12 protein-coding genes and 2 pseudogenes are annotated in these 16,551 nt (G+C 37.2%); 2 read left to right on the top strand and 12 right to left on the bottom strand.

The features are described from left to right. Positions 1 to 690: 690 nt before the first annotated feature. Together PY770_RS03030 and PY770_RS03025 are read right to left on the bottom strand one after the other, a co-directional pair. A complete protein-coding gene (locus PY770_RS03030; RefSeq protein WP_056957651.1) occupies positions 691 to 1,116 on the bottom strand; it encodes a terminase small subunit in 426 nt (141 codons plus the stop codon). Positions 1,117 to 1,134: 18 nt separating this feature from the next. Continuing rightward, positions 1,135 to 1,344, bottom strand: a pseudogene (locus PY770_RS03025) (transposase); the annotation flags it as partial. Between the two features lie 702 nt (positions 1,345 to 2,046). Here PY770_RS03025 and PY770_RS03020 point away from each other — a divergent pair. Then, the gene (locus PY770_RS03020) at positions 2,047 to 3,774 is read left to right on the top strand and encodes a hypothetical protein (protein WP_103428691.1); all 1,728 of its coding nucleotides are present in this window, start codon (positions 2,047 to 2,049) and stop codon (positions 3,772 to 3,774) included. Between the two features lie 10 nt (positions 3,775 to 3,784). Here PY770_RS03020 and PY770_RS03015 read toward each other — a convergent pair whose 3' ends face one another. Both PY770_RS03015 and PY770_RS07155 read right to left on the bottom strand, forming a co-directional pair. After that, on the bottom strand, positions 3,785 to 4,681 hold the full coding sequence (locus PY770_RS03015) for an IS30 family transposase (protein WP_275046075.1): 897 nt from the start codon (positions 4,679 to 4,681) through the stop codon (positions 3,785 to 3,787). 68 nt (positions 4,682 to 4,749) lie between these two features. Next, the gene (locus PY770_RS07155; RefSeq protein WP_082610569.1) at positions 4,750 to 4,938 is read right to left on the bottom strand and encodes a terminase small subunit; all 189 of its coding nucleotides are present in this window, start codon (positions 4,936 to 4,938) and stop codon (positions 4,750 to 4,752) included. Positions 4,939 to 4,997: 59 nt separating this feature from the next. Here PY770_RS07155 and PY770_RS03010 point away from each other — a divergent pair. Continuing rightward, positions 4,998 to 5,321: pseudogene (locus PY770_RS03010) on the top strand (DNA-3-methyladenine glycosylase I); the annotation flags it as partial. Positions 5,322 to 5,393: 72 nt separating this feature from the next. Here PY770_RS03010 and purB read toward each other — a convergent pair. The 8 genes from purB to purL form a co-directional block, all read right to left on the bottom strand. Further along, positions 5,394 to 6,689 carry an adenylosuccinate lyase gene (gene purB, locus PY770_RS03005; RefSeq protein WP_103428690.1) on the bottom strand — a complete coding sequence of 432 codons (1,296 nt, stop codon included), beginning with the start codon at positions 6,687 to 6,689 and terminating at the stop codon, positions 5,394 to 5,396. A gap of 64 nt (positions 6,690 to 6,753) precedes the next feature. Continuing rightward, complete coding sequence (locus PY770_RS03000) at positions 6,754 to 8,415, bottom strand: formate--tetrahydrofolate ligase (RefSeq protein ID WP_103423303.1); 1,662 nt, start codon at positions 8,413 to 8,415, stop codon at positions 6,754 to 6,756. A gap of 26 nt (positions 8,416 to 8,441) precedes the next feature. Beyond that, positions 8,442 to 9,677: a phosphoribosylamine--glycine ligase gene (gene purD / locus PY770_RS02995; RefSeq protein ID WP_275046074.1), complete on the bottom strand. Its 1,236-nt coding sequence runs from the start codon at positions 9,675 to 9,677 to the stop codon at positions 8,442 to 8,444. Between the two features lie 10 nt (positions 9,678 to 9,687). Continuing rightward, a complete protein-coding gene (gene purH, locus PY770_RS02990) occupies positions 9,688 to 11,214 on the bottom strand; it encodes a bifunctional phosphoribosylaminoimidazolecarboxamide formyltransferase/IMP cyclohydrolase (RefSeq protein ID WP_103428688.1) in 1,527 nt (508 codons plus the stop codon). Then, on the bottom strand, positions 11,211 to 11,801 hold the full coding sequence (purN, locus tag PY770_RS02985; protein ID WP_103428687.1) for a phosphoribosylglycinamide formyltransferase: 591 nt from the start codon (positions 11,799 to 11,801) through the stop codon (positions 11,211 to 11,213). The genes purH and purN overlap by 4 nt, the downstream gene beginning before the upstream one ends. Continuing rightward, complete coding sequence (gene purM, locus PY770_RS02980) at positions 11,789 to 12,841, bottom strand: phosphoribosylformylglycinamidine cyclo-ligase (protein WP_103428686.1); 1,053 nt, start codon at positions 12,839 to 12,841, stop codon at positions 11,789 to 11,791. The genes purN and purM overlap by 13 nt, the downstream gene beginning before the upstream one ends. A 15-nt stretch (positions 12,842 to 12,856) precedes the next feature. Continuing rightward, positions 12,857 to 14,329 carry an amidophosphoribosyltransferase gene (gene purF / locus PY770_RS02975; protein WP_103428685.1) on the bottom strand — a complete coding sequence of 491 codons (1,473 nt, stop codon included), beginning with the start codon at positions 14,327 to 14,329 and terminating at the stop codon, positions 12,857 to 12,859. Beyond that, a complete protein-coding gene (gene purL / locus PY770_RS02970) occupies positions 14,311 to 16,542 on the bottom strand; it encodes a phosphoribosylformylglycinamidine synthase subunit PurL (protein ID WP_180993249.1) in 2,232 nt (743 codons plus the stop codon). Before purL ends, purF begins: the two co-directional genes overlap by 19 nt. Between the last annotated feature and the right edge of the window lie 9 nt (positions 16,543 to 16,551).

Genomic DNA, 16,551 nt, shown 5'->3' with positions numbered 1-16,551 from the left:
ATTTAAATAAAAATACCCCCGCCCTCTTTTTCAACCATGGGGAGCACGCACACAGTCTGATTTTCTTAAAAGCAAGAAAATTGAAAATTTTTTTATAGGGGGGGTCAAAAATAAAAATGCCGTTAAATCAACGTTTACGGGAAAGGAGAAGTCTAAAAGTATATGTCAAATAAGCACAAAAAATAAAATTCTAACGAACCGGCCGCCTTATTATTCAAAATCTTACGCAGCGTCTTCGTTACGGTTGCCATTAGGCTTACTTGTGGGCATGTCTGTTATGATTGGCGATTGTAATTGGCTTGCTGATATACCGCAGATATCCATTAATCTTTGAATTTAACGGATGCTATTATTTACTCATATTATGCCGTTTAAGGACTTTTAATCAATCATAGTATAAATGCCAATTACATAACTAAATTACATCAGTTTTAAAGAAATCAACCAAATCTGGATAGCCTAGCAGTATTGCATTAAAAACAATCTTGAATTAGTAGGTATTAACTAGGGTTGACGTTTCAACTGATTAAATCAGCAATTTATTAATAGCTATTGCAATTCTTAGCTTTTGTTTCATCGTTGCAACGCTTTTAATATTGTTGCATGTAACAACACAACTAAACCAAAAATACACCTGATCTAAAAACAGATGTATTCTAGCTTTTATTATTTTAATTATACCAAATATAATTATCTATCTTGGTTGTCGTTCCTTACTCCTTGCGTTATTGCAGATAGCAACTTTTCTACTGCTGAAATATTGTTATTCTCATCATCTGAATTATTAAAATACTTGTATAAACGTTCTTTAGCTTTGTCACTGTCTTTTAGCTTAACGGTAGTTATTCCATTACCACTTGTAACTTTATCAATTACGCTTGGGTCTACTTCATCCGACGATTTTAAATATACGTTGGTTTCGTGTGAGATTATCTGATTACCATTTTTATCTAGTCTAGGCTTACCAAATTCATCTAATAACGGCACATCGTAGCTCTTCCAATTAACAACATCGCCAATGTTAGCAAAAGCAATCTTTGCATCATCTTTTACTAGATCTATTAAATTTAAAATTAAGTCATTCTCTTGGCGGGTTTTGTATTTGGCAGATTGCAAGAAATAACTTGAACGAATTTAGTGACGTAGATTAAGTAAGAAGATCTCGATTGGTGTATGCCAATTAAGACATTTAAGTGGCCGTGAATTCAGATACCAATTGATTTGAACCAGTTGGTAATCACTTAGTTCTTCAATGGCTTGTCCCTTGGAAATAAACCGTCGCAAAACTCGGTTACGGTTCTCATTACTACCGCGTTCATGTGGTGAATAAGCATGGGCAAGATACGCAACCAGCCGAACGAGTTTGGACACTGTTTAAGGTCCAAGATATTTCCGATAATCAGTTATCATATTACATCTTATCATTGGCAATTAGCCCACAAAATCAGGGTGAATAATTTAATATAGTAAAATAACAACCCCTAACTAGGCATTACGTCTAGCTAGGGGTTTATTTTTCAACGTTTTGGAGGGGTTATTTGTTAATTATAGCCCCTAAAATGCAACACATAGTTTTCTATGCTAGCTTCTCAATGTCCTATGTGTTTTTGTATCTTATCGGCCTGGAACAAGTTATATCTTTTTTATTTTACAATCTACCATTTTCTCATCAACAGCGGTTGACAAAGAGCCATTATAAATTAGACAATACATTAGAAGCCGGAGACAAGATTGTCTAGATAATGTGTGAGATAAAATTTTTGGCAGATTATCATACAAATGTTCAACTTAAATTTTACAATCTGCCGATTGTTAATCTTTTATTGTTTGCTTTTCTTTGGTTCTTTTGCAAACTATTAGGTAAGCGTTTCAAATTAAGTAAATAAAAAAGTAAGCATCAAATAACAACATGTCTATATTTTCAAATCCCAGTCTCCTATTCTGATTACCAGAAGGAGTCTCTTTATGGAGAAAATGAATTATTAATCCGTAAAATGTGTGACAAACCTAGAATTTATACAATTTTAACTATGACGAGGAGAACTCATGTATTATAAGCTAAAGAAAATATATCCGATATTAATAATTATTGCTTTATCGTTGTTGATACTTATTCCTTTTTTCAAGATAAATCAATTAGGTGTCCATTCTGATTGGAGTTTTCACGCTGCTCGCGTTCAGCAGTTATATTTGAACTTAACACGAGGACACTTTTTTACATACAGTGCAACGGATACTTTTAGTAAGGTTGGTAATGGTAATTTTCTATTCTACCCAACATTTTTCTTGTATCCATGGGCATTTCTGAAATTGTTTTTTACGCCAATTGCCTCTTACTTGATTTATGTATGGTTACTTTTTGTGGCAACTGGGCTAATAGCATTTTTTTGTATGCAATCTTTTGATAAGCAGGCTACTTGGCAATCACTATTTTTTGCGTTAATTTACATGATTGCTCCCTACCATCTTTACCTAACATTGAATAATTACGTATTAGGTGAGGCGCAAGCATATATGTTTATTCCTTTAGTATTATTGGGAATGTATAATGTCATTTACAAAGATAAATGGGTGATGTTAGCAATTGGAATGACGATGATGGCTTATACGCATTATGTAAGTCTATTTATTTCTGTAGAAGTTTGTGTTGCAATACTAGTATGTTATCTTATTCAGAATAAGATAATTGAACTAAGTAAGCTTGTTATATTAGCAAAATCAATTGGCTTATTCATTTTGTTATCCCTTTGGCAATTTATTCCATTATTTACTGATTATTTCCATCGAGATTTATTTAGGCCTAATCCTGGATTTATGCTTATGCAATCAGCAGGCGACTTCTTTGTATCGGCAGTATCAAATGGAGCTCTTTGTCAAGGTGGAATCGGCTTAATATTGTTGTTCACATTGATATTTGGCTGGTTACTTATCGATAAGAACTCTAAGTATATGTGGGTTTACTTGTTAGGGGTACTTTTCACCTGGATGATAACTACAGCTTTTCCCTGGCATTACTTTATTAAAACACCATTAGCAATTATTCAGTTTCCTTATAGGTATACCGGTTATGCTACTGCCTTCTTAGCGATCACTTTATCTAAAATTTTGTTTACTTTGCAATTTGATAAAGTCAATAAAAATGTTATCAATTGGGGAATTGTTTTAATAATGCCAGTTTTATATGCTGGAAGTATTTCCCCAATCATTGCTAGAAACTCTAATTCTGATGGTACAGTTCCCGTATTAACGTCTCAAAGGACGGGAAATTATAAAACCTTTCGGGATGCGAAGGACCTACCAATTATTATTAATAATTCTTCTTACAACAAGCAGTTCTCTTATGGAGCGCTGTATGGTGAAACAGATTATATGCCAATGAAGGCGATTGAAAATGTAGAATCGGTTCTAAATAGAGTTTCTTATATTAATGGTCATAAGAAATTACTAAGGCAGTATAGTAAAGCAAATGAAATTCATTATTTAGTAAATACTAATCGCCGTTCTATCATTAATCTACCAGCTTTGCAATATCATAATACTAGAGTATATATAAATAATCGACTTGTTGACACACAAATATCAGATCGGGGAACCGTTCTCACTAATCTTCCAAAGGGAAAATACAATATTGAAGTTACCTATAAGCCATCGATGCTACTAATAGTAGCAAGAGTAATTGCAGTTATGTCTTGGATATATATAGTATTCTTGTGGGGGATTAAATTATGGCAGATTGCAAGAAATAACTTGAACGAATTTAGTGACGTAGATTAAGCAAGAAGATCTAGATTGGTGTATGCCAATTAAGACATTTAAGTGGCCGTGAATTCAAATACCAATTAATTTGAACCAATTGGTGATCACTTAGTTCTTCAATGGCTTGGCCTTTGGGAATAAAGCGCCGCAAAACTCGGTTACGGTTCTCATTACTGCCTCTTTCATGCGGTGAATAGGCATGGACAAAATAAACCTGTGTACCAGTTCTCCGTTCAATTGTCTGATAGTTAGCGAACTCTTTACCATGATCTACGGTAAGCGTCTTGAGCTTGTCTTGAAGTTGACTAGCTAGTTCAAGTACGGCTTGAGTCATGGACTGACTGTCGCGACCATGGAGCCGTTTAACAATTGTCAGGCGACTCTTACGCTCCACAAAAGTAGCCACAGCTTGACCTTTATGTTTACCAGAAAGTACGGTATCAGCTTCAAAGTGGCCGAATTCCTGGCGAGTTTCGACTTTATGAGGACGCTCCTCAATGGAGCGGCCGTGATTGAACGTACCACGCTTTTCTTTAGCACGATGACGACGAATTCCATGATCAGGCAAATCGGGCAACTGTATATCAAGCCATCCTTGATCAATCCAGTTATAGACCGTCTTGTAGGCAATCCCCACCACATGGGCAACTTGTTCAGGGGACCACTTCTGGACTTGAATCTTTTCCTCGATCAAGTGTTTAAGGTTTTTAGTGAGCGAAGACTTTCGCCCCCGTTGACTAACCTTTCGTTCAAAGTCAGTTTGCGCTAGTTCAGCCTGGTACTCACCATTTAGTCGGTGAAGTTCGTTAAAGATGGTGGTCTTACTAAAGTCTAAGTAGTTAGCGATGTATCGCCAGGAACGTCCTTCATTATGAAGCGTTTCAATGACAACACGGTTCTGGAATGATAAAATAGTGGTGCTCATCAAGGTCCTTCTTTCTAATGGATTGTGTGGTAACATCATTAAAGACCTTGATGGGTTTTTCTGTCCACTTAAATGTTCAACTTAAATTTTACAATCTGCCATTTACTAATGAATTTATTAATCTTATCTAATTTAAGTAATCTTGACCCCTCAACGTTAGCAGTCGACCGCTTGCAGTGATAAGCCCTAAGGTATGACTGCGTAGCGTTATATGATTGGATGTAATAAACACAAAATAGCTTTTGTGTTTCTGTCATTGCATCGATATTATTCAAATCATGATTAATTAATTTATTAGTATTATGAACACGAGCGGTACTCTTATTATCTGCCCAGTGCTGGAATCATCCGTAACAAGCGCAAAATCAATGCAATTATTACGAATGCTAAAGTAATTGAAAAACTTCACGAACAAGGCTCTAGCTTTTCTGAATTGATGTGGAACTTTGTCGCTCATAAGCCAATTATTAACTCAATTAATAATCATAACGATATTCCTAGTACCACTCCATTAGCCACTACGATTAGTAAAAAATTAAAGTCAATTGGATTTAGCTTTACTGGTCCTGTTGTCGTTTACTCATTTATGCAATCCTGCGGAATGGTTAATGACCACGAAAATAATTGTTTTGCTAAATAAATTTTTCCCTTATAACCTAAAAAACGATTGAATCCATTGGGAATTCAATCGTTTTCTTTTAGACTTATTTAATTATTCCAAACCAACTCGTTTAAAGATTTCGTCGGCATGGCGAATTTGATAATGGTAATCAAAAATTTCATCAATTTCTGCTTGTGAAAGTTTACTTGTAATTTCTTTGTTATTTTCAACTAATGGTTTGAATTGTTGTTTTTCATCCCAAGCTTTTGCAGTCAAGGGTTGAACTAAATCATAAGCTTCTTCACGACTCATCCCTTTTTCAATCAATTCCAACATTACTCGTTGACTAAAGATTAAACCGTAAGTAATTTTCATGTTTTCCTTCATTCGATCAGGGAAAACCACTAAATTACTTAAAATTCCATTGAAACGGTGCAACATATAATCTAATAAAGTAGTTGCTTCAGGCAAAATAATTCGTTCAGCAGAAGAATGTGAGATATCACGTTCGTGCCATAAAGAAACGTTTTCGTAAGCTGTCGTAATCAAACCTCTTAAAGTCCGAGCTAATCCAGTAATGTTTTCTGAACCAATTGGATTCCGTTTATGAGGCATTGCTGAAGAACCTTTTTGCCCTTTGTTAAATAATTCTTCAACTTCATGAATTTCAGAACGTTGTAATCCTCGAACTTCAGTTGCAAAGTTTTCTAAACTAGTTCCAATCAAAGCAATTGTAGCAATGTATTCGGCATGTAAATCACGAGGTAAAACTTGACTAGTGATTTCTTGGGGACGAATACCAAACTTCTTACATACATATTGTTCAATTTCAAGCGGCATGTAGGCATAAGTTCCAACGGCACCAGAAATATTACCAGCTTCAACGCCTTCAGCAGCCTCGTTGAAACGTTTTAAATCACGTTTCATTTCTGAGTACCAACGAGCTAACTTCAAACCAAAGGTAGTTGGTTCAGCTTGAACCCCATGAGTCCGACCGATTTGAACAGTGTCTTTGTATTTCAAAGCCATTTGTTTAATGGTTTCCATCAAAGTTTCAATGTCACTACGTAAAATTTGATTGGCTTGTTTTAAACGAAGTGCTTGCGCTGTATCAACCACATCTGTACTGGTAATTCCGTAATGAATCCAACGTTTTTCTGGTCCTAATGATTCTGAAACGTTGCGGGTAAAGGCCACAATATCATGATGAGTTTCTTTTTCAATTTCGGCAATTTTATCAGCATCAAAAGTTGCGTGATCTTGAATTTTTTTAATTTCCTCGTCAGTGATCATCCCTTGTTTATTCCAAGCTTCGTCAATTGCAATTTCAACATCTAACCAGGTTTGGTATTGGTTTTGCATACTCCAAATTTTTCTCATTGGTTCGCGTGAATATCTATCAATCATTTACAAGTTCCCCTTTTATTTCAAAATGTAATTTTGTAATTAGTTCCTTAATTAGAATAACACTTTAGAACAAGCCAGTAATTTTTTCATCACTATCAATTTTAATGTGATTAGCAGCGGGATCCTTAGGTAATCCAGGCATCGTTAAAATATTTCCTGCCATGGCTACTAAGAAGCCGGCCCCTAATTTAGGCACAAATTCACGAATATGAATGACAAAGTCTTCTGGTTTACCAATTTTTTTAGCATCATCGGTTAGAGAGTATTGCGTTTTAGCAACAATCACTGGTAACTTATCCCAACCTAATTTTTCAAAACCAGCAATTTGTTTTTGTGCTTTAGGTGATAATTCAACTTCTTTACCACCATAAATCACTTTAACAATTTGGTTTAATTTCGTCATAATGCTGTCATCAGGTTGATATAAAGGTTTGAAATCAGCAGGTTGTTCAGTTGCTTCCACAACTCCAGCTGCTAAATCAGTCGCACCTTGACCACCTTGGCCCCAAACATCAGCAGCATAAGCTTTAACACCCTGTTCACTGGAATAGTCTTCAATCATTTTCATTTCAGCATCAGTATCACTGGTAAATTTATTAATCGCAACGACCACTGGAACACCGTAACGTTTCATACTGCTAATATGTTGACCTAAGTTGGCGAGTCCCTTTTGTAAGGCAACTAAATTTTCATGATTAAGGTCTTTTTTGTCCATGCCACCGTGCATCTTTAATGCTCGAACGGTAGCGACAATTACAATTGCATCTGGATGTTTTGGTAAAAGTGGAGTTTTAACATCTAAGAACTTCTCTCCCCCTAAATCAGCACCAAATCCTGCTTCAGTAACTGCATAATCACCCATTTTCATAGCTAATTTGGTTGCTTGCACTGAATTAGTTCCTTGTGCAATGTTGGCAAATGGACCACCGTGAATCAAAGTTGGCGTGTGTCCCATGGTTTGTACCAAGTTTGGTTTAATGGCATCTTTTAATAAGGTTGTAATGGCGCCCGCAACCCCTAAGTCAGCTACTGTAACTGGCTTTTTATCGTATGTATAACCTACGACAATTCGATTAATTCGGCGTTGCATATCATCTAAATCAGTTGATAAGGTTAAGATAGCCATTAATTCGGAAGCAGCCGTAATATCAAAACCACTTTCGCGGGGAACTCCGCTAGTTCTCCCACCTAAACCAACTACGATATGCCGTAACTCACGATCATTAACGTCTAATACACGTTTTAATAAAACTTGTCGTGGATCTAAGTTTAATTTATTTCCTTGATAAATACTGTTATCAACCAAAGCCATTAAGGTGTTTTGAGCAACCGTTAAGGCATGAAAATCACCAGTAAAATGTAAGTTAATGTCATCCATTGGTAAAACTTGTGACATTCCTCCACCAGTAGCTCCACCTTTCATTCCCATGACAGGTCCAAGGGAAGGTTCCCGTAAAGCTAAAACCGTTTTATGATTGGCTAAATTCAAAGCATCCGCTAAACCAACGGCAACGGTTGATTTACCTTCTCCAGCTGGAGTTGGATTAATGGAAGTTACCAATACCAATTTACCGTTTTCTTGATCATGTAATTTTTCATCTAAAACAATTTTAGCGGTATTTTTCCCATAAGGAATCACTTCATCACTAGTAAAACCAGCTGCTTTAGCGACTTTTTCAATTGGCCAAATTGTTGCTGCTTGTGCGATTTCAATATCACTTTTCATTTTTCCACCTCAAAATTACTTTTTAATTAATCTAATTTACCAATATCGTTACGATAAGCCAAACCCATCTTGGTTTGATCTAAAATAGAATAAATTTTTTGCCGAGCTAAATCTAAAGTAGGTGCATGAACGACCGTAGTTAAAACTCGGCCACCATCACTCATCATCTGATTTGCTTCTGATTTAATACTAGCATAATTTACTACCAAATTATCTGAGAAACTTGGTACTGGATATAATTGATGATTTGGAGCTGGATAATTAGGATTTACCAAGACAACGCCTAAGTAAGTATCCGTATTTTGCCATACTGGTTGGACTAGTTTTCCGTTTAATAATCCTTGAATTAAAGTGTAAAAATCACTTTGTAATTGTGGTAAAACCACTTGGGTTTCGGGATCACCAAACCGCACATTAAATTCAATTACTTTGGGACCAGACTTCGTGAGCATTACTCCAGTATAAAGAACTCCATAAAACGGGGTTCCCTGTTTTTTCATCGCATCTAAAGTTGGCATTACTAATTGATTAAGTGCTAATTCAAGATTTTGTTTAGATACCTGGACAACTGGACTATAAGAACCCATTCCACCAGTATTAGGCCCTTTGTCAGCTTCAAATCGACGTTTATAGTCATGGGCAATTGGCGTATGCACAACTTGGTCTTTACCCACTAAAGAGAAAATTGAAAATTCAAAACCTTCTAAGTACTCTTCAATTACCAACTTAACATGCGGTTCTTTTTGATATAAATTAGTGAGAAATTCATCGGCAGCTACTTTAGTTTGATGAATTGAAACGCCTTTGCCAGCAGCTAAAGCATCTGTTTTCACTACTACGGGGTAACCAAATTCATCAGCAACCACTTTCGCATCAGTTAAAGAAGTTACCGTTTTCGCTTTTGCAGTTGTAATATTAGCATCTGCTAATAATTTTTTCATGAAAGCTTTTGATCCTTCTAATTTAGCAGCTTGTTGGTTTGGCCCAAAAATAGCTAATCCAGCTGCTTCAAATGCGTCGACTACTCCTGCTACTAAAGGTGCTTCATTTCCCACGAACGTTAAATCAATTTGTTGGTCTTTTGCAAACTTAATCAAAGCAGGAAAATCATTGGTCTCAATGGCAACTGGTGAGATTCCATCAGTTTTCATTCCGTAATTTCCTGGTGCCACAAATACTTCATCAACTTGAGGACTACGTTGAAAGGTCTGGGCAATCGTATGTTCACGAGCTCCAGATCCAATAACTAATACTTTTGCCATCGAAAACTCCTTAATGCTTAAAGTGACGATTACCTGAAAATACTAAGGCAACTCCTAATTCATTTGCTTTATCAATTGAGTCTTGGTCTCTAATTGAGCCACCTGGTTCAATAATTGCATCAATACCATGCTTAGCAGCGTATTCAACTGAATCATCCATTGGGAAGAAGGCATCAGATGCTAAGACTGCGTCTTTAAAACTAGGTTTAGATTCAGCATGATCAATTGCAATTTTAACTGAATCGATTCGGTTAGGTTGACCTGCACCAATTCCAAGGGTTTGACCTTCACTAGCAACCACGATGGCGTTTGATTTAACGTATTTAACAGCCGTTTGAGCAAAAATCATGGCTTTCATTTGTGCTTCAGTTGGTCGTTTTTTAGAAACGACTTTTAAATCATCGATTGCTTCACTTTCTAAATCGCGGTCTTGCATAACTGCTCCACCTAACACGGAAGTAGTTTCAATTCTTTGAGGAATTTTGTTTGTGAATGGAAGGGTCAAGAGACGAAGGTTCTTTTTACGAGCTAATTCTGCATAAGCATCATCATCAAAACTAGGTGCAATGATAATTTCAAGGAAAATACTGTGTAACTTTTTAGCAGTAGCTAAATCAACTGGACGGTTTAAAGCCACAATTCCACCAAAGATGGAAATGTCATCACCTTCGTAAGCTTTATCCCAAGCTGCTTCAATGTTTTCACCAATTCCAATTCCGGCTGGATTCATGTGCTTAACTGTAACAACGGCTGGATCTGAAAATTCAGCAATGATTCTTAAGGCTGCATCAGCATCACGAATGTTGTTATAAGAAAGTTGTTTTCCATGCAAGATGTTAGCGTTTAAAACAGAGTATGGTTCTGGGATGGCATCGCGGTAAGCAGCTGCTTTTTGTTGTGAATTTTCACCATAACGAAGTGGTTCAAATAAATCGTAAGTATTGGTAACTTTTTGCGTAAATTCAGGACCAGTTAAATATTGAGAAATTAAGGCATCGTAAGCAGCTGTATGTCTGAATACTTTAGCAGCTAAACCTTTCCGAAATGCGGGAGTATCAGTTTGATTTGCAAGGACATCTAATACTTTTTCATAATCAGCAGGATCAACCACTGCTAGAACATCATGATAGTTTTTAGCGGCTGAGCGAAGCATTGAAGGACCACCAATATCAATTTGTTCAATGGCGTCCGCTTCGGTAGTGTCGGGTTTTTCAATCGTTTCTTTAAATGGATAAAGGTTAACGGCTACTAAATCAATTGGGGTAATGTTTTGTTCTTTTAATTGTTGCATATGTTCAGGAACATCGCGGCGAGCTAATAAACCACCATGAACGTTAGGATGAAGGGTTTTAACCCGACCATCTAACATTTCAGGGAAATTAGTCACATCTTCAATGGGAATCACATCAACTCCGGCATCATGCAATGCTTTAAAAGTTCCACCAGTTGAAACAATTTCAAAATCTAATTTTTGTAGTCCCTTGGCAAATTTAACCACGCCGTTTTTATCAGAAACACTAATTAATGCTCTTCTCATGATTTAAATACTCCCTCTTTAATCAACTTCTGCAATGTTTTTGGATACAACTTGTGTTCAACTGCATGAATCTTTACTTCTAAAGAATCCAATGAATCATCATCTTCAATTCGAACTGGTTCTTGTGCAATTATCTTGCCACTATCCACTCCATCATTAACAAAGTGAATCGTGACTCCGGTTACTTTAACACCGTAATTATAAGCGTCATCAATTCCGTGGCGTCCAGGAAAACTGGGTAATAAAGCCGGATGAATATTAATGATTTTTTGCGGATAAACTTTAACAAATTGAGGAGTTAAAATTCGCATATACCCTGCTAATAAAATTCCATCAATTTCATCATCAGCCAATTGTTGTAAAATTTGCTTTTCTGCTGTTTCTCGATTGGGATAATCCTTGTAGTTAATAGTAAAAACAGGAACCTGGGCTTCTTTAGCAAGGTCAATGACCTTGACATCGTCATGATCAACTACCAAACGAACAATTTCGACCGGTAACTTGGCTTGTTTAATATAAGCTAATAAAGCCGCAAAATTAGTTCCGTTTCCCGAAGCCATGACGGCTAAGCGTGTTATTTTTTCCATGGAGCAACTCCTTCAAAAATAACTCCAGCATCTTTTTCGTTTGCTTTTGATTGTAACTTACCAATTTCATAAACTGGTTGGTTAGTCTCTCTAAAGTAATTCATAACATCCTTTAGCTGATCTGGTTTGATAATTAAAATCATTCCTAACCCGTTGTTAAAGGTGTTCAACATGTCATCCGTACTCAATTGACCCTTTTGTTGTAATGTATTGAAAATCTCTAAAATTGGCCAACTGCCCCACGTGGTTTTAGCTTGTAAATCTTTGCTAAAGGCCCGAGGTAAATTACCAACAATTCCCCCACCAGTAATATTACTCATCCCGGTAATCCGGTGTTCATCCAATAATTTACTAATGATTGGATAGTATAGGGTTGTAGGGGTCAATAATTGTTCTTGGACAGTTTTGGGTAACTTATTAAAATCGGCAGGCTCTTTAATTCCAAAAACAGAACGGACTAGTGAATAACCATTGGAATGAACTCCAGAAGATGGTAAGCCTAATAAAATGTCGCCTGCTTCTGCATTTTTTTCTGAATCCAGAATTTCATCTTTTTCCGCAATTCCAACCCCAAAAGCAGCTAAATCATAGTGTTTTTCAGCGTAAAGACCTGGAAGTTCAGCAGACTCACCACCAATTAGAGAGGCTCCCACTGCTTTAGTGGCTTTCGCAATTCCACCAATTGTTTCAGCTACTATTTCAGGCCGCATTTTATCAACGGCTAAATAGTCTTGTAAAAAGAGTGGTTTAGCCCCTTCAGCGATAATATCGTTCATAACCATCGCAACTAAATCTTGGCCAATCGTATCGTGCCGATCTGCACCAATCGCTAACAATAGCTTAGTTCCGACTCCATCGGTTCCACTAACTAAGACAGGATGTTGATATCCAGTTGGTATTTCAAAAACTGATCCAAAACCACCTAATCCAGATAAAACTTGCGGTGTATAGGTTGACTCAACGGCAGCCTTCATTTTTTGAACTGCTTCATCACCCGCGTGAATGTCAACCCCAGCCTTAGCGTAAGCATCTTTTCCCATTCTAATTCTCCTTAACTAGTTTTGCCCAACTTCGGTATCAAAAGTAACTTCTCCCGTCTTGGCTTGTTCAGTCAATTCTGGTGCATAGTCATAAATTGGAGAAGGATAATGACCATCAAAATAAGCGGTGGTTAATCCAGTTCCACGACCTTCATGTTCTAAGCCAATTGAATCAATCAAACCCTGCGTTGATAGGAATTCAAGCGAATCAGCCCCAATTTTTTTCCGCATTTCTTCAACCGAGTTGTTAGCGGCCATTAATTCTTTCGTGGTTTGCATATCAATCCCGTAAAAAGATGGATATTTAAAGGCTGGTGAAGCAATTCGAACGTGCACTTCTTTGGCTCCGGCTTCACGTAACATATGAATAATGTACTTTGAAGTTGTCCCCCGAACAATTGAATCATCAACTAGGACAACTCGTTTACCCTTTAAAACAGAAGGAATTGCACTTAATTTCATTCGCACTGCTCGTTCTCGTCGTTCTTGAGTTGGTTCGATAAAAGTTCTCGCGATGTATTGGTTCTTGATTAATCCCATTTCATTAGGAAGACCGGATGCTTCAGCATAACCCATGGTGGCAGAAAGAGAAGAATTTGGCACTGCCACCACAATATCTGCATCAGCTGGAGCTTCTTTGGCTAACCGTTTTCCCATCCGTTTTCGGGCTTGATGCACGTTTACGCCATAAATATCGGAATCAGGACGGGCAAAATAAATATATTCCATCGAATCAATGTTTAATGTGGTATCAGTCGTGTAATGATCAATTTTCATTCCATCATCATTAAGTGTAATCAATTCGCCAGGTTGCACATCGCGTACGAATTTAGCTCCAACTGCTCCTAAGGCAGCCGTTTCACTAGTAGCCACGTAAGCTCCATTTGGTAATTGACCAATGACAAAGGGACGATAACCATGAGGATCCAAAGCAGCATAAATGCCATCTGGTGTCATGAGTAAAACCGCAAAGCCACCATGAATTTGATTTAAGGCTTCTTTTAATTGTTCAACAAAAGTAGTTTTATATGAACGACGAATTAAATGGAGTAAAATTTCCGTGTCAGAAGATGATTGGAAAATTGCCCCTTGATCTTCTAACTTTTTCCGTAATGATTTAGCGTTCGTAATATTTCCGTTATGAGCTAAAGCAACTTGCATATCGCTAAAATTAACCATAAAGGGTTGAATATTTTCGACACCACCAGATCCAGCCGTTGCATAACGAACATGTCCTAAAGCGGCATCACCCTTTAAATTTTTTAATTTTTGGGGATCGGCAAAGACGGAACTGAGTAAACCTAAACCCCGTTCTTGCCATAAATGACCGCGATTATTCGAAACAATCCCAGCTCCTTCTTGACCACGATGTTGTAAAGCATGTAACCCATAAAAAGTTAATTCTGCAGCATTTGGCACTCCCCATACTCCAAAAATTCCACATTCTTCATTTAATGAATTAGCGGATCTTAATGGTTCAATTGCCATGTGATTGCCTCCTGATAACCCTTTTCAATTTCGTTTTTATTAACATTAATATCTTGATCAAGAGCTACCAGCTTAAGTTGTGGGTCGGTAGTTACTTTACCAATTAGGCGCGCTTGGTCACCTGCCAATTTTTCAAATTTGGTTTGATTTTCTGGTTTAACGGTTACGACAAATAGTGAAGGTGATTCTGCAAAATACCAACTAACTGGATGAGCTTGTTTCACATTTGCCCCAAAATCAGTGTTGAAAGTCATTTCGGCAAGCGTAACGCCCAAACCACCTTCAGCGACATCATGAGCGCTATTAATTAATTGTTGCTTGATTCCTGCGAGCACTAATTGTTGGCGTTGTTTTTCAATATTTTTATCGAAATCATTTAAATTACCCTTAATTTCACCAGTTTGCATTTTTTGCAATTCAGTTCCGTTAAAGTCTGGTCTAACTTCTCCAACTAAATAAATTAAATCATCTGCGTTTTTAAAATTAATGGTGGTTGCTTTTTCTACATCATCTAAAAGTCCAACCATTCCGACCATCGGCGTTGGATAAATGGCTTGTCCATCAGTTTCGTTATATAAAGAAATATTTCCAGAAATAATTGGTGTATTCAAAACTTTGGCCATATCATTGATACCTTCACATGACTTATCTAGTTCGTAATAAATTTCAGGATCATCAGGATCACCAAAGTTCAAACAATCGGTAATCCCAATTGGAGTTGCTCCTGTTGCCACGATGTTTCGAGCGGCTTCAGCAACAGCTAATGCTCCCCCAATTTTAGGATTGAGATAAGTGTAACGACCACTAATATCAGTCGTCATGGCAAGTGCCTTACTCGTTCCTTTGATTCGAACTAAAGCGGCATCTCCACCAGGTTTGATAACTGTATTAGTTCTCACCATACTATCAAAATGTCTAAATAAAGTGGCTTTAGAAGCAATGGTACTTTGTTTTAATAAATCAGTTAAAGTTTGACTAGCATTTGTCATTTCTGGTTGATATTGTTGGGTAGCATCCTGGGTAAGACGTTTTGGTGCAGTTTCTTGCATCACTTGCTTAGGTGGATTAGTTAAATAGTTAACGTCCACATCAGCCACCGTTTGTCCTTCAAAAGAAAGCACATATTTACCATTATCAGTTACTTCACCAATGTCAACGGCTGATAAACCAGCATCTTCAAACACTTTAGCAACTTCAGCAACTTGGTTAGCTTTGACAACTAATAGCATCCGTTCTTGTGATTCTGACAACATCAATTCATAGGGAGTCATGTTAGTTTCTCGTTGAGGAACTTTATCTAAATCAAGTAAAACTCCAGTTCCTGCTTCATCAGCCATTTCAGCAGATGAAGAAACTAATCCAGCTGCACCCATATCTTGAACTCCGACAATTGCATCACCGTGTTCGCGAATTGCTTTAATGGTGGCATCCATCACTAATTTTTCTAAAAATGGATCACCAACTTGGACAGCAGAACGATTTTTTTCGACTCCGCTATCAAAATCACTTGAGGCAAAAGTGGCACCGTGAATTCCGTCACGACCAGTTTTAGCTCCAACGTATAAAACCCGGTTTCCAATTCCTTCGGCTTTCCCAACTTGCATATCAGCTTGGTTTAACAATCCGACTGCCATGACGTTTACCAAAGGATTTCCTTGATAAGTAGCGTCAAAACCAATTTCACCACCAACCGTTGGAATTCCAATCGCATTTCCATAACCAGCAATTCCGGCAATAATTCCATTTACTAAGTGTTTCGTATCGTTATTATTTAACTCACCAAACCGTAAACTATCTAACACCGCAATTGGTTGCGCACCCATTGAAAAAATATCACGTAAGATGCCTCCAACCCCAGTAGCAGCTCCTTCATAAGGTTCAACTGCAGATGGATGGTTATGGGATTCCGCTTTAAAGACGACGGCTTGTTGATCACCAATGTCTAAAACTCCAGCACCTTCTCCGGGTCCTTGTAAAACTCGTTCATTTTGTGACCAGAATTTGCGTAAAACTGGTTTTGATTTCTTGTAAGAACAGTGTTCTGACCACATGGCCGCAAATAAACCAGTTTCAGTGTAATTTGGTAGGCGATGTAAATGGTCACAAATTAAATCATATTCTTCTGTGGTTAAAGCCCAATCAAGATAAACTTTATTTTTTTTAATTTCTTCTGGGGATGGTTCATTTCTCATTGGTTCCGGAATTTTTACCATAACGTACTC

Source organism: Fructilactobacillus sanfranciscensis (genome assembly GCF_029023685.1).
GTDB classification, from domain to species: Bacteria; Bacillota; Bacilli; order Lactobacillales; family Lactobacillaceae; genus Fructilactobacillus; species Fructilactobacillus sanfranciscensis.
Note: the sequence above shows the minus strand (reverse complement) of the source record. Positions and strands in the feature narration are given on the sequence as shown.

What these genes read in the sequence shown, in the direction of transcription:
- PY770_RS03020 (WP_103428691.1), top strand. Translation starts at nt 2,047, where the DNA reads ATGTATTATAAGCTAAAGAAAATATATCCGATATTAATAATTATTGCT.
- PY770_RS03015 (WP_275046075.1), bottom strand. Translation starts at nt 4,681, where the DNA reads ATGAGCACCACTATTTTATCATTCCAGAACCGTGTTGTCATTGAAACG.
- PY770_RS07155 (WP_082610569.1), bottom strand. Translation starts at nt 4,938, where the DNA reads ATGACAGAAACACAAAAGCTATTTTGTGTTTATTACATCCAATCATAT.
- purB (WP_103428690.1), bottom strand. Translation starts at nt 6,689, where the DNA reads ATGATTGATAGATATTCACGCGAACCAATGAGAAAAATTTGGAGTATG.
- PY770_RS03000 (WP_103423303.1), bottom strand. Translation starts at nt 8,415, where the DNA reads ATGAAAAGTGATATTGAAATCGCACAAGCAGCAACAATTTGGCCAATT.
- purD (WP_275046074.1), bottom strand. Translation starts at nt 9,677, where the DNA reads ATGGCAAAAGTATTAGTTATTGGATCTGGAGCTCGTGAACATACGATT.
- purH (WP_103428688.1), bottom strand. Translation starts at nt 11,214, where the DNA reads ATGAGAAGAGCATTAATTAGTGTTTCTGATAAAAACGGCGTGGTTAAA.
- purN (WP_103428687.1), bottom strand. Translation starts at nt 11,801, where the DNA reads ATGGAAAAAATAACACGCTTAGCCGTCATGGCTTCGGGAAACGGAACT.
- purM (WP_103428686.1), bottom strand. Translation starts at nt 12,841, where the DNA reads ATGGGAAAAGATGCTTACGCTAAGGCTGGGGTTGACATTCACGCGGGT.
- purF (WP_103428685.1), bottom strand. Translation starts at nt 14,329, where the DNA reads ATGGCAATTGAACCATTAAGATCCGCTAATTCATTAAATGAAGAATGT.
- purL (WP_180993249.1), bottom strand. Translation starts at nt 16,542, where the DNA reads ATGGTAAAAATTCCGGAACCAATGAGAAATGAACCATCCCCAGAAGAA.